Annotated in this window: 15 protein-coding genes; 3 read left to right on the top strand and 12 right to left on the bottom strand. The window is 65.3% G+C overall.

Annotated features, from left to right (window positions below; genetic code table 11):
- Window positions 1-62: 62 nt before the first annotated feature.
- Window positions 63-440 (bottom strand): hypothetical protein, encoded by a 378-nt coding sequence (locus tag CIW48_RS19520; protein ID WP_149312251.1) that lies wholly within the window; start codon window positions 438-440, stop codon window positions 63-65.
- A gap of 229 nt (window positions 441-669) precedes the next feature.
- Here CIW48_RS19520 and CIW48_RS19515 point away from each other — a divergent pair, with 229 nt between their 5' ends.
- On the top strand, window positions 670-1,311 hold the full coding sequence (locus CIW48_RS19515) for a DedA family protein (protein ID WP_149312250.1): 642 nt from the start codon (window positions 670-672) through the stop codon (window positions 1,309-1,311).
- A gap of 614 nt (window positions 1,312-1,925) precedes the next feature.
- Window positions 1,926-2,687 carry a hypothetical protein gene (locus tag CIW48_RS19510; RefSeq protein WP_149312249.1) on the top strand — a complete coding sequence of 254 codons (762 nt, stop codon included), beginning with the start codon at window positions 1,926-1,928 and terminating at the stop codon, window positions 2,685-2,687.
- 361 nt (window positions 2,688-3,048) lie between these two features.
- Here the strand turns inward: CIW48_RS19510 and CIW48_RS19505 are convergent, their stop codons facing one another.
- Window positions 3,049-3,936 carry an FkbM family methyltransferase gene (locus CIW48_RS19505; RefSeq protein WP_149312248.1) on the bottom strand — a complete coding sequence of 296 codons (888 nt, stop codon included), beginning with the start codon at window positions 3,934-3,936 and terminating at the stop codon, window positions 3,049-3,051.
- A gap of 620 nt (window positions 3,937-4,556) precedes the next feature.
- On the opposite strand from CIW48_RS19505, the gene CIW48_RS19500 reads away from it, so the two are divergent.
- A complete protein-coding gene (locus tag CIW48_RS19500; protein WP_149312247.1) occupies window positions 4,557-4,883 on the top strand; it encodes a hypothetical protein in 327 nt (108 codons plus the stop codon).
- Window positions 4,884-5,571: 688 nt separating this feature from the next.
- Here CIW48_RS19500 and CIW48_RS19495 read toward each other — a convergent pair.
- The 10 genes from CIW48_RS19495 to CIW48_RS19450 all read right to left on the bottom strand — a co-directional run bounded on the left by CIW48_RS19495 (window position 5,572) and on the right by CIW48_RS19450 (window position 13,145).
- A complete protein-coding gene (locus tag CIW48_RS19495; RefSeq protein WP_149312246.1) occupies window positions 5,572-5,928 on the bottom strand; it encodes a hypothetical protein in 357 nt (118 codons plus the stop codon).
- A 103-nt stretch (window positions 5,929-6,031) separates the two neighbouring features.
- Window positions 6,032-6,457, bottom strand: a complete 426-nt coding sequence (locus CIW48_RS19490; protein WP_149312245.1) for a hypothetical protein — start codon at window positions 6,455-6,457, stop codon at window positions 6,032-6,034.
- Window positions 6,457-6,723, bottom strand: a complete 267-nt coding sequence (locus tag CIW48_RS19485) for a hypothetical protein (RefSeq protein WP_149312244.1) — start codon at window positions 6,721-6,723, stop codon at window positions 6,457-6,459. The genes CIW48_RS19490 and CIW48_RS19485 overlap by 1 nt, the downstream gene beginning before the upstream one ends.
- A 1-nt stretch (window position 6,724) precedes the next feature.
- Window positions 6,725-7,549, bottom strand: coding sequence for a glycoside hydrolase family 19 protein (locus tag CIW48_RS19480; RefSeq protein ID WP_149312243.1), 825 nt, complete (start codon window positions 7,547-7,549; stop codon window positions 6,725-6,727).
- Window positions 7,550-7,572: 23 nt separating this feature from the next.
- Window positions 7,573-7,905, bottom strand: coding sequence for a septal ring lytic transglycosylase RlpA family protein (locus tag CIW48_RS19475; protein ID WP_149312242.1), 333 nt, complete (start codon window positions 7,903-7,905; stop codon window positions 7,573-7,575).
- A 56-nt stretch (window positions 7,906-7,961) separates the two neighbouring features.
- Window positions 7,962-9,449, bottom strand: coding sequence for a hypothetical protein (locus CIW48_RS19470; protein ID WP_149312241.1), 1,488 nt, complete (start codon window positions 9,447-9,449; stop codon window positions 7,962-7,964).
- A gap of 39 nt (window positions 9,450-9,488) precedes the next feature.
- Window positions 9,489-10,859 (bottom strand): hypothetical protein, encoded by a 1,371-nt coding sequence (locus CIW48_RS19465; protein ID WP_149312240.1) that lies wholly within the window; start codon window positions 10,857-10,859, stop codon window positions 9,489-9,491.
- A gap of 1 nt (window position 10,860) precedes the next feature.
- A complete protein-coding gene (locus CIW48_RS19460) occupies window positions 10,861-11,334 on the bottom strand; it encodes a hypothetical protein (RefSeq protein ID WP_149312239.1) in 474 nt (157 codons plus the stop codon).
- Window position 11,335: 1 nt separating this feature from the next.
- Window positions 11,336-11,896 carry a hypothetical protein gene (locus CIW48_RS19455; protein WP_149312238.1) on the bottom strand — a complete coding sequence of 187 codons (561 nt, stop codon included), beginning with the start codon at window positions 11,894-11,896 and terminating at the stop codon, window positions 11,336-11,338.
- A 7-nt stretch (window positions 11,897-11,903) separates the two neighbouring features.
- On the bottom strand, window positions 11,904-13,145 hold the full coding sequence (locus CIW48_RS19450; protein ID WP_149312237.1) for a tail fiber protein: 1,242 nt from the start codon (window positions 13,143-13,145) through the stop codon (window positions 11,904-11,906).
- Window positions 13,146-13,158 lie beyond the last annotated feature (13 nt).

Genomic DNA, 13,158 nt, shown 5'->3' with positions numbered 1-13,158 from the left:
AGTAGGTAAGGGCGGCCGGCGGAGATCTGGCATGCAGTGTCTCTTTCGCGCAGCAGGAGGCCTCAGGCCTTCTGGCTGACCCGCGCCGCAAACTCCCAGACCGGCGGCCCCCAGGTCTGCCCGGGCTTCGTCCGGTGGCCGGAGAAGCGGTCGAACACGATCCGGTCCGGCTCCACGCCGATCACCCTGCTGTCGTTGACCATCAGGGCGCCGGCATATTCCACGCGCAGGAAGCCATGCTCCGGATGCACGCCGAAGAGCTGCGGTGCTGTCCAGCCGAGTCGGTGCGCCTCAGCGCCGTGCTCGTCGAGGAAGGACAGCGCGTTCTCGCGCATCGCTTTCCACTTCGCCGGCAGCAAATATCGGCACGGCGAGGCGTGCTCGGACAGGCGCTCGATCTGGTCGCGCCAGGAGGCGACGGCGGGCGGTATGTCGGACATGTCGGCGGGGTAGAGCCGAATAGTTGCCGGTCCGCTAACCGTCCCCGCAGCCCCGCCCCGATCTGCTCACGGGGCGGGGGAGCGCCTGATTTCACCAGCGTGTGAGCCGAGCCGATACGCAACTTGGCTCGGGGCTGCCCGACCACGCCCGCAGTCGCGACGCCGGCGCCTCGCTCCCGCCACGAACAACGGCTCAAGCGTTCACGCCCGCCAAATCGGAGGACGCTGAGTGGCCTTCCTACACGACCTACCCATCGCCGACCTGATCGCGAACTATGGCTACATCGCTATCTTCCTGATCATCACGCTGGAGAGCGCAGGCGTGCCCTGTCCTGGCGAGACGGTGCTGCTCACCTCGGCGGCCTACGCCGGCAGCACCGGCAACCTCAACATCGGTATTATTGTCGCCGCCGCCGCAGCAGCAGCCATTCTCGGCGACAACGCGGGCTACTGGGTCGGCCGTCGCTGGGGCCTGCCGCTCCTGCTGAAGCATGGCAACAAGATCGCGCTCGATCATGGCCGGCTCAAGCTCGGCCAATACCTTTTCAAGAAGCATGGCGGGAAAATTGTGTTCTTCGGCCGCTTCACCGCGATGCTGCGCGCCTACGCGGCCGTCCTGGCAGGCGTGAACAAGCTCGATGCCCGCCGGTTCTTCGCCTTTAACGCGCTGGGCGGCGTCGCCTGGGCGTCGATCATGGGCTTCGGGGCCTATCTGTGCGGCCGCTCGATTGAGAACGTCATGGGGCCGGTCGGTCTTGGGCTGCTGGCCTTCGTGATCTTCGGCGCTGTAGCTCTGTGGTTCTTCATGCGTCGGCATGAGGCACGCCTGATGGTTGATGCAGAAGCAGCCATTCCGGGTCCTCTCGCCTGAGAACCTCACCCGTCGCCGACATCAGATCGCCTCGCTGCAGATCGGCAGGCGCTCGAAACGAAAAAGCCCGCGCACCATGTGGCGGCGGGGCGAAGTTGGACTCGGGGAAGTCGCGGGCGGCCGACAGGTCTCAAGCGGCGCCCGCAGGAGATCGAGGCGGCATGAGTGACGGATGCCTTCTCGATCGCGCAAACCTACCGAGATTGAGGGCATCCGCATTCACATGGATAGCAAAGCTGGTAGGCGATGCTCGGCCGAGGATGAGGCCGATCGTCAACGGGCGCGGGCCGCGAACTCTCAGGTCAGCCGAAAACCCACGCGGCAGGCAGCCCGACTGTTGCTCGCTGAGCCAGGGCGCCAACTATGGATTTCGCTGGTGCCTTCAGCGAGCACAACCTAAGTACGCCATCATGTCCTTGCCAAATGCCCCAGCCCAAAACTTCCCCCGTGTCCTACTTGGGAGCGAGGGTTGGCGCTTCCTCGGCGACGGCAACAATCTCTCTATGTCGCAGATGACGGGATTAGCCCGTGCGTCGAGCAGCGTAAGCCATCAATGGTCGAACGTTCTGAGATCTCGAACATTTAGATACGGTTCTCGCACAAGAACGTTCATCATGCCGGAGAAGACTTGTCTCTACGAAAAGTTACTGCCGAATGGCCTTCGAGTAGTGCCGGATAGGTTCGCCACATTTCTAGCTGATGTCGGTTGGGCGCATTACGTTTTCTACGACCGCATCAAACATCAAAAGGTCGACGAATTGTATCATGTCGGCGACAGCCACACGACTACCTTCGGCGGCTATGAAGCATCAGCTGAAATCCTGCACACACTAGGTATAGATACGGATAATTTCCAACCAGCTTGGTCTATAAAGCCCGTCACTAGTTTCGATCTATTTGAGCCAGGCGAGACTTGTCCGGAACTAAGCGAGCGAGCGATTTCAAACGCGCCTGCTCTTGAGATCACAACTAATGGCCTTACCAATCGCGGATGCGTCACGCGAATTGTCAATCCCTATGGCGCGCCCTGCCGGGTCCTTATATTTGGTGACTCTTTCGCGAGTTTGCATCTCTGCTACGGAATTTCTCTTCACGTAAGCGAGGTTGTGTTCACGCACGCGGCAGGCTTCGACTATGAGATGATTGAACGTTACCAGCCGGATTACATCATCGGAGAGATCGCGGAACGGTTCTTGATCGAAAGTCCAACCGAGGGCGTGTCGCTCGCGTCGATTGTGCAAGGCAAACTGGCGGACGATATGCTCAGCGCCGCCGAGATGAACCAATTTGCCGACACCTATGAGCACTTCGAAAATCTGTATGGTCCGGCCATGAATTTGGTGTTGACGCAAATTCAGGCCAAACTCGTTAGATAAACATGTGAACGTTGCTGAAGATGTGATCTGCTTAGGCGCCACTGCTCTGGTGGGCGATGCGATTGCTGTCGGGCGTCAGGCCTAGATACGACACGCGGCAAACTCCCAGACCGGCGCCCCCAGGTCTGCCCGGGCTTCGTCCGGTAGCCGGAGAAGCGGTCGAACACGATCCGGTCGGGCTCGACGGCGATCACCGGCCGGTCGTTGACCATCAGCGCGCCGGCATACTCGACGCGCAGGAAGCCGTATTCCGGATGGGCGCCGAAGAGTCGCTCCGCGGTCCAGCTGAGACCGTGAGCTTCGGCTCAGTGCGCACCACCAAGCCGACCTTGGATCAGCCTCAACTTAAGGCAGTCGAAGCTCAATATACTAGACTATACCCCACCGGCTCTTCTTCAACGAGATTGAGGTCGGCTTCGATCTCCTCAAAATTCGGCATCTTACGAGAGATAGCCAGAATATCCGTGTAACCATAGGGAAGGCCTCGAACATTCTGCAACAAGGAAGGCATGTCTCGCACCGCCCTCGCACGAAATGGCCGAGGAACATAACCGATGTCCCATAAGGCGTGTGTCTTCGTCAGCTCCGCCAAAGTGTCGAAAAGTGGCCCAGATGACGCGTTGACCTCCACGCAGAGCGCATTGGGAGCGTCGGCAATGAAGCTATTGCAATCTTCGATGATTACGTTTTCCAAGTTCTCGGTGTCAATTTTGATAAACGCCGCAGGCGGCGCGATATCCTGCAACACTGTTGACAACCTTACGGATCGTACAAGTGTGTTTTTTGTGCCTCCGGACAGAGCGCTACTACCCGAGTCACTGTGTCCCAATCGCTGCTCGAAAGATATAGGACCGTCGATATGGGACACAGCCAGACTATGATGATTAATATAATTTTCCAGGCCGTTTAATTCAATGTTGAACGGAACCAGATCACCAGCCAAGGTCGGATCAAAGCATTCAAATGAGCAAGAGGCCTGCTCAGCCCGGCAATAATTTGCAAACCTGAGGCTTACGTCGCCCACAAAGGCTCCAACGTCGAAAAATGTAAAGCCCGGACAGTTCCGGATCATGTGATCGACGACTTTGTATAGCGCAAATCGTGCTCTGCGCTCAGTCTTTATGCTGGCGCGATCAACGGGAGGTCGGGCATACCCATTCTGAATAGCGTTGCGATAAAAATCAGCGGGGGCTTTTCCCTTGCGATCGGGCGGGACGCATATATTGTAGAGATTGTCCCGCATCATCATGAAGAGATGTATATCTCCGCAATCAACTAAATCAATACCACCCTGATATTCAAATCTTCCGCTCTTGGATGACAGTCGATTGGAGCTCACAACGCACCCCTTGGATAGAACATAAAGGACAATGGCACTGAGTTCGGGCCGCGAAGGTCAAATGCCTGAATGACATCAACCCCACCGGTGCGTCGAACACCTCGCCGATGTAGCGCTTACGTCAAAGCATGATCTCGTGTGGTTAACGATCGGTTGGGCGCCAATTTTAGAGCGATACCGGCATAACGAGGCCGGCTCGGACAGGCGTTCGATCTGCTCGCGCCAGGAGGCGATGGCGGGCGGTATGTCGGACATGCCGGCGCGGCACGGCTGAATGGTTGGTTGCCGGTCCGCTGACCATCCGCTCGGCGCTGCCCCGATCTGCTCACCGGGCGGGGAGCGTCCGATCTCACCAGCGAGTGACCCGAGCCGATACGCAACTTGGCTCGACGTCAGGATGTCTGGCGGCGGTTACCGAGCCGTGCGGACCCCAACGAGCAAGCCGTCCGATGCCGAGATCTGCCGGTTCAGGCTTGCGACGCGCCGCGCGATGGTGGATCGAGCATGCTTCGAGCGCTCGGGGATCCATCATGAAGTTGCGCATGCTGCGGCCGTTCAAGCGGCGCCCCTCGATCGTCAAGGTCCGGCTGCCGGGCTTCGACCCGGTCTACTATCTGAACGCCTACCCGGACGTGCACGTGGCCGGCCTCAATCCGCTCGACCACTACCTGCGCCACGGCTGGAAGGAAGGCCGAGACCCGAGCGCGGGCTTCAGCACAAGCGGCTACTTGGCTGCAAACCCCGACGTAGCTGCCTCCGGCCACAACCCGCTGGTGCATTTCGTGAACACCGGGCTGGCCGAAGGTCGCAGCGGCTTCTTCAAGGATCCGAGATCGCCGGCTCCGAAGCCACGCTGACAGTCGGGCACTAAAAAGCCAGCGCCGGCGAACCGGGCGGGCTTCTCAGATCCATACCTCGGGGCCTGGCCGCGGCTGGATCCATGCGCATGATGCCGCCTGGTAGTTAAAGAAATGCCCGCCGCGGCGGTGAGCCGGACGGGCTGAGTTGGAGGACGTCTGCTGCGTTCTGCGGACGTCGGCTGAGATCGTACCACCGTTCAGCGCACGAAAAAGCCCCGCGGCGGATGCCGGCGGGGCTGAGTGCATTGGAGGCAGGCCTTGCGCACAAAAGTGACTTTAACGTCGAGACGATCGAGCTAAGATCGCCGACGGTACGCTCTGCGCGATAGGCTGAGGTTAAGGCATGCAGTCTGCCATTCGCCCGATACCCGCTGGAGAGAAGCCGGACGAAACTGGCTGGTATGTCGTTCATGACCCGCGAACAGGACAGACCGAAATCGTGCGTGTGCACGAAAAGCGTACTTCTTCATCAGAGCCAATCCTGAGCGTTACCTTCAGCGGCTCGGGCGATCACCACCCTATGACCACGGTGGCAGTCACTTTCGTTGCCCGGCTTGAGCCTGAGCTAATCCAACGAAGCTGATCCTTCGGCCGCCCTGCAAAAAACGCCGAGACCGAAACGACGAAAGGCGCCCCGGCCGAAGCCAGAGCGCCAAGGGCGTTGACAGATGTTAACAGCCGCCGGTCAGTCGGGCGGCCGATGCATGAAGGCCTTCAGCATCGCCTCGCGCGTCTCCTTCATCTCGCCCCGCACCGACGTGACCATGTCGTCGATGCGCCGCTCGAGCCGAGTGATGACGTCGCCGGTCACGTAGGTCCGCGCCACCTCGATCTTGAAGGCGTTCAGCTTCTCGTCGAGGGAGCGGATCTCGATCTTGGTCGCTGCCATGTCGATCGTCAGCGGTGAGACCGCTTCCTTCGTGTCGGTGCGTAGCTTCCCGAATATCCAATCCACGCCCTTGCCGAGCGCGAACAGGAACGCGGCGAGCGCGACGAGCTGCGCCCAGGTGATCGGCCCGGGCGACAGGAAGGACGTGTCCATGGCGGCGGTCTTTCGCGGCCTCTCCCCAAGCAGGGGGGAAGGTTGAGTTGCAGAACCGGCCTTCCGTGACAGGCAAGCCGGTTTGTGTGCAGCGGGTGAGGGGCTACTTGCCGAAGATCCGGCGGACGGTTGGGGCGATGCCGGCGACGCCGATCACGGCCATGACGATCGACCATTCCATCGCGTCGTAGGGTGCCGGCAGCTTTGCGACCTGCCAGTTGAACCGGAAGGTGCTGTCGAGGACGATCGCGCCGAAGTGGATCATGCAGAACCCGAACGCCGTCGGGATCATCCACGCGGTCCACGGCGATAGGTGCTGCTCGGCGCGCTCCTGCGCGACCACCTTGCGCTCCTCGACGTAGGCGGTGAGCTGGGCCTGCGCGACGGTGACGTCGCCGGTCACGTTTTGCGCGTTCGTCAGCACGCCGTTGTCGGAGCGCTTGTTGAGGTAGGCGAGCACCGCCTGGACGATGCCGGAGCCGAACAGCTTCACGAGGAGGCTGCCGGCCATGGCGAGGACGGCGCCCATCAGCGCGGCCCTCCGGCGGGCGGCGGTCCGACCATGGCGAGGCGCCGGATCACGATGCCCAGCACGACGCGCAGGATCGCCAGGACGGAGGCGGCCTTCGCGCCCCAGCCAGGCGGCAGCAGGACGGTGAAGTCGACACCGGCCAGCGCGTCGAGGATGTCCGGCACGGCCAGCACGAGGGCGAGCGCGTAGATCCGATACCCGCGCGCGGCGGCGTACCAGCGCAGGATACCGAGCCGGAGGCGGCGGAAGCGAGCGCGGCGCATGTCAGGCGACCTTGTCTTTGCGGGAGAGCACGGCGTGGACACGCGCCCAGAAGCCGGTCTCTGCCGGACCGGCCGGCGCCACCGAGGCGGCCGGGGCGTAGGAGGCTGGCGTCGCGGGCTGGATAGCGACAGGTGCGGGCTTGCCGAGTGCATCGGGCATCCGTGCGCCCAGGAGCGGCATGTCGCCGGCGACCAGCGCCGCCTCCGCCTTTCGAGCGTAGCCGGCGATCAGCTCGGCCTTGTCGGTGCCGTTCACGGTCCGGCGGGCGCTGACGTAATCGCAGACGTCGCCGTGGATGTAGTCCTCCAGCGCCTTGCCGGTGAAGTCGCCCTTCTGCGACACGCCGCGGGTGACGCCCTCGACAAGGATCCGCTTCGAAATGGTCGGGTCGAGCGCGAGATCCGGGTCGTCGGCCAGCGGCACACCGAGCAGCACGCCCATCCGGCGATAGTTGTCCTCGAAGGTGAGCTGGACGTCGCCGCGGCCGTAAAAGCTGAGGCCCCGGGCGTTCGGCAGCGCGTAGTTCCGGCTGATGGCGCCGCGGGCGAACAGCTTCGTCACCGCCGCGCGGGCGCCGGCATCCGTGGTCGCGAACCCCTCACGGACCGGCTGCATCCGCCGCCCGGTTTCGTGGAACGAGGTCGCGATGATGTAGGCGAGCAGCCGCCGGTCGAGTACGAGCGCGTAGGCCAGGAACACGTCGAGGAGGTGGTTGAGGCCGTCGACCTGCGCCTGCGTGTACGAGCCGAACATCGGCTTCAGCGCGGCGAAGAACTTGGTGCGGTCCAGGCGCGCGAAGGCGCCCCCGTCGGTGGACGTGGCCATGGCGGTCTCCGGATCGTCGAGGGTCAGCCGAGGATGGCGAGGTGGACGCGGCCGACGCCCGACAGGCCGATGGCCCGGGCCGCGCCGCGCGAGAGGTCGATCGCCCGGCCGGCGATGAAGGGGCCGCGATCGTTGATCCGCGCGACCACCGAGCGGGCGCCGTAGGTCACCCGCACGCGGGTGCCGAACGGCAGGCTCCGGTGCGCTGCGGTCAGACCGTCGGGCGCGAAGCGCTCTCCGTTCGCGGTGCGATGGCCGGAGCCGTACCAGGAGGCGGTCTCGGCCAGGGCGCACGGGGCCGACCCCGCGAGCGCGAGGCACGCGAGGGCGGCCCGCGCCGGGAAGCGCAGGGGCATCAGGACCTCTGAAAGGAGAGCTTACGAGGAGAGCTTAGGCGACCGGCTCGTTCGCCTCAGGCGGTCTCTGCCGTCCCGCCCGCGCGCAGCGCGCCGCCGGCCATGCCGAGGTTCAGCGCCATGTCCGCGAAGTACCGGTTATTGGCCGACGCCAGTGTGCCGTCGATCGCGCCCCACTGACACTTGTTCGTGGCGTCGTCATCGTTGGCGTCGCCGCCAAAGGTGCAGAACGATCGACGGAAGTTGCGGGTCAGGCCCGTGATGTACATGCCCGACACGCAGGACTGGAGGCCGGGGCCGGAATCGTTGACGTTTCCGGCTTCGTTGTAGCCACACGCCCGGATCTGGCTTGCGAACCCCCCGTCGACGCCGCGAAGGTAGAACGGCGTTGCCAGATGAGCCCGCGTGACGAGATTGCTCATCCCGAGGTTACGTACGGATCGGACCCCGCCTATGTCATCGATGAAGACAGCGTGTCGGCCCTCATAGACGCCATTCAGCTCGGTATGACTGATGAGCAGTGTCTGCAGTATCGGATAGGACGCGCTATCACGACGGGCGTAGACGCCGGAGATCCGAGACTGGTCGATGTCCGAGTTCGTAATCTTGAGGGACTGAAGCACACAGCTCGCCGAGGTCGGGATGACGGCGATGGAATGCTCGTTCGCGCCTCCGACGAAGGTACTGTCGATGTAGCCGTATTCCAGGCTCTCGATCAGGACGAGGGCCTGGGCGCCGATGGCCTCCGGTCGATGCAGCGTCTGAAGGCCGATCTGGAAGTCACGCGCGGCCGACTCGTAGCCGCCGATTAGGTTGCCGCCCAGGATCGCGCCCGTCTTACCATGCCCGTGCGTGGGGCTGGCCAGGAAACGGAGGGCCGACTTGGTCTCCTGGAGATCCGCGTTCGTATTGTCCCACATCCCGCCGGCGAAGTAGGGCCGCAGCGTGTAGCCATCGCCGCCGTACATGCTGATCCCGTTCACGTGCCCGAACCAGACGAGGCCGATATCGCCACCCTGGGCTCCGTGGACCTCGAGAGCGCTCTCGTCGTTCGTGAGGCGGGACGGCAACGCCGACCCAGCGAAACCCAGCCGGTACGGGTGGACGATGAACAGAGGGTCCATATGCACATTGCCGGCTGGCTTGTTGGCCTCCACGCTGCCGATCCGCATGGTTGGGACGCCCTGAAGAGCGAGGTCGCGCACCACCTGGACGGACTGACCGCCCCCAGGCACAGAGAGCTTCAGGTTCGGCAGCTCGTGGACGAGGCCGGCGCTTTTCACGTTGATGACGCCGGGGATGACCTTCATCGCCGGCTTGTTGGCCGCGATGGCATTCCAGATCGCGCTATCGTCGTCGATGCCGTTGCGCTTGGGCTTACCCAGTCCCGGCCAGCCCCAGTCGAAATCGTAGTAATCCGGCCCGACGAAGTCGACCAACGACTGGGTCACCCCGCGCGAGGCCACTTTCATGGAGCCGCTGAGCACCTCGGCGCTCACGTCGTTGAAGGCAGGCGAAGGCAGCCGCGCCGGATCAGCGGTCATCGAAGGCTCGGGTCTGGAGGAGGCGGTGCGGCGAGCCCGTCAGGCCGCCGAGAGGGACGAGGCGATAGACACTGTCGCCGCAGCATTGCTTCCGTTGCCGTAGACGAACCGGTTGTATCGGTAGGTCAGGGGAACCGAGTATGTGACAGGAATATTGGCGGTCACCGGCTGGATGCTGGTGCTTACCGAGGTAACAAAGCCGTCATTCGAGCCCTGGAAGAAGAGCGTCCCGCTCTGATCCGCCGCGACGGAGATGTTGTATTTCGTCATCCCCGGATAGGCGCTCGCATCCCGCGTTGCGCCCGTGACCGCGGCCGAGACGGCGTAGGCCTGCCCCGACTGGTCTGCGAACATGACCACGCGGGTCTGGGCATTGCTGAGGACGGACCAGATCGCGGACAGCCACCCAGTCAGACCCGCACCGCCCGTCGGCATCGCTGCACCCGTGATCGCCGCGCCGGCCGGCTCCAGGTTGTTGAGATCCGTCGCGATCGTCATGGAGGCTGAGGCCGCCTTCGCGGCCGGGCCGAGCTTGAGCAAGCCGGCGATGGTCGCCAGCCAACCGCGGATCCCGGTACCCGCATTGGCGACCGCAGGGGAGGCCGGGTCGGCGCCATCCTGCGCGGCGCCAGCGGGCAGGACGGCAGCGGTCACCGCCACGGCGTTCGTCGTTCCGGGCGTCGTCTGATCGATGCCGACCCGGCCGATGACGTTCGCGCCGGCCGGGGTCGCCGCCACCATGGCCACGTAGAGGCCCTTCAGCGCGCCGATGATCGAAGGAGAGCCGGCGCCGGCATATGCAGCGTCGCCGGGCGCACCCAGCGCCGTGTTCGAGGTGACCTGCGCCGCCGAGGTGGCGGCCCCGGTCGGGAGCGGCAGCGCGGCCGCCGAGATCGGCTGCGTCACCGCGGAGCCGTCGACCGCGAGGCGGCCGCCGACCAGGGCGGCGGGCAGCCGGTCACGCACGGCGGCGAGCACCGTCGCGATCCCGGTCTGCGTGCCGAGCAGGCGCGTCACCTTGGCGATGAGCGAACCGGCCGCGGCATCGGAGCCCGTCGCGGCATCGGACGGAGTGCCAATGGCAGTGGACAGGTTCGAGAGCGTGGCGTTGCCGGTGGCGAGCAGGGCGCGGCACGCTTCCAGGCGAACGTCGGTGGCGACGTCGGCGCCGTCGTCGCGGAAGCCGGTCAGCGGTCCCGGGGCGAGGCCGGACGTGTCCGCGGCGAGCGTCATCACCGCGCCCGCGATCGAGGCGTAGCCGAGTCCCGAGCGACCGGCCGCGAAGATGAAGCGGTTGGTCGGCTCGTGCAGGACGGCCAGCACGGACCGCGGATCGATCGCGAGCGCCGAGAAGTCGAGCGTCCGCGCGGCGGGGTTGAGCACCACGCCGGTCAGGTCGATTTGCTTCATGTCAGATGCCGCCGAAGATGAGGGCTGCCGTGATCGCCGCGTCCTCCGCGGTCGCCTGTGCGAGCGCACCGAAGTCGGAGGTCCAGACCGCGCCGTTGGCGACGGCGAGGTAGAACGCGCCGGCCTTGATCCGGCCGGGCGGAGGCGGCGTGCCGTCGAGGTCGCGCCACGGACGCGCCCCGAGGCTGTCGACGTTGAGCGTCGGGCTGCCGGTGTTGTCCCGGTCGGCCTGGACCAGAAGCGCCACGCCGGAGCGCATCGCCGACAAGCCGGACGCCGTCCGGGCGAGGTACGCGTTGGCGAGGCCCGCGGTGCGGATCGCGCCACCCTGATCCGCCAGAACCGCGGCTTGGGCCGCCATCAGGTCGCGGACAAGCCCGGGCAGATCACGGGCCGAGGTACCGTCCCGGGCCGGCACGTCGGGATCGGCCGTCGCGTTCTGCGCGGCCTGTGTCGACCAGTCGAAGGCGCCCATGTCAGTCCTCCGTCGTCACGGCGAACTGACCGCCGTTGAACCACAGCTTGCCCTTGCCGGGGGGCGCCGACGTCGGGAGGATCGACTGCAGCGCGGCCAGGACGGTCGCGGCGTTCACCACGGCGAGATCGGTCGGGGCCGGGTTGACCTTGCGCCACGCCGGCTGCCCGGCGGCGATCGCCTCGTCCCAGACGACGAGCTGGAACTCGCCCTTCCGCATGGCGCCGGCAGCGAGCTCGCCGCCATCGGCCGCGAGCAGCGGTGCCGGGCCGTAGCCGTCGACCGCGAGCGCGGGCTCGGCCACGCTGTCGCGATGGGCCCAGAAGCCGATCATCACGCCGGGGCCTGGGCGAAGGCCCGAGGTCGTCTGCACCTCGAACACGTCGGTCAGCCCTTCGGACACGAGCGCGCCGCCCTGATCGGCGACGAGCATCGCGACGCCCGCCATGATCCCGCGCGCAGCGCCGGGCAGATCGCGCGCCGAGGTGCCCGGCAGCGCTGGCACGGACGCGTCGACCTGCCCGTTCTCGGTCGGGTCGGTCTTCCACTTGAAGGCGCTCATCCGGTCCTCAGGTCTTGATCGCCCACGTCACCACGGCACCCGGCGGCACGTTCGGGTGCGGGTCGCCCGAGCCGGCCGTGTCGATCACCAGCGTGTGCGTGTGGTTCGGGGTCGGATCGATCGTGTGGGTGTGATCGCCATCGAGCGAGATGACGTGGCTGTGGGTGCCGCCGGGATCGGTCGCGAAGCTGTGCGCGTGATTACCGGTCGCGCCCGTCGTGAAGGTGTGCACGTGCGGGCCACTCTGGGTGGTCTGGCCGTTACCCTGCGAACCCAGGTTGATGCCGGTGACGACCTGCGCGTTGTTCGGCGTCGCGGTGCTCACCAAGCCGTAGCCGTACTGCACGACGTGGGCGTGATCGCCGCTGATGTCGCTGGTGCCGGTGTGGGCGTGGTTGCCGGTCAAGTTGGTCGAGCCGGTGTGGTCGTGGGCGCCGTCGATGTTGGTACCGCCGTGGTTGTGCGCTCCGGCGTTCTGGATCTCTGGCTGGAAGAAGCCGGCCGGCGACATGGTCGAGGTGTGCATGTGCCGCGGCATCTGCGTGGCCAGCATCGCCACCACCTCGGAGCCGCCGAGCGTGCCGAGCGAGCCGACGAGCCCCCCGGCCGCGGTGAGCAGGTTCAGCCCTCGGTTCGCGCCGAACAGCGACCGGCCGCGAAGGTCGGGCAGATTGAAGGTCTGGAAGCCGTCGCCGACGCCCCACAGGCTGCTGATCGAGGCGAACAGCGCGGCGTACGAGGCGCGCGAGACCGGCCGGCCGTCGCAGATCTCCCAGCCGGAGGGCACGTTGGGGCCGCCGAACGCCGCGATCTTGCCGGCGGCCTCCGTGGTCGGCGATAGGGTGCGGTAGACGCCGGCATCGGGGTCGAACACGACCGACCAGACCGTCGGGTAGATGTCGCCCGGGCCGAACTGTGTCCCGTCCGAGCGCAGCCACGGCCGCGGCGTGTTCCCGTCCGGCGACAGGGTGCACGGGTTGAGGTTGGTGGTCGTGGTCCGGAACTTGAGCGTGTGCGCCTGGGCCGCTGCCTTCGCCGTCACGCCCTGCCGGGTGATCACCGTGTAGGCGTCCGACCCGTAGGCCTGGTTCACGCCCGCGTTGTCGAGCATCCAGAGCTTCACCGAGGCCATCAGCGCGCGCATGGCGTCGTTGATGGTCTTGGCCGGCTGCCCTTCGTTGAAGATGATCGGGGGATCCGAGACGTCGTTGCCCGAGGGCGCGACGTCCCAGTTGATGGCGCCGGGCATAGGGTCGTCCTCG

This window comes from Methylobacterium sp. P1-11 (assembly GCF_008329595.1).
GTDB lineage: Bacteria > Pseudomonadota > Alphaproteobacteria > Rhizobiales > Beijerinckiaceae > Methylobacterium.
The sequence above is the reverse complement of the archived record's forward strand: the minus strand, read 5'-3'. Positions and strand labels throughout refer to the sequence as shown.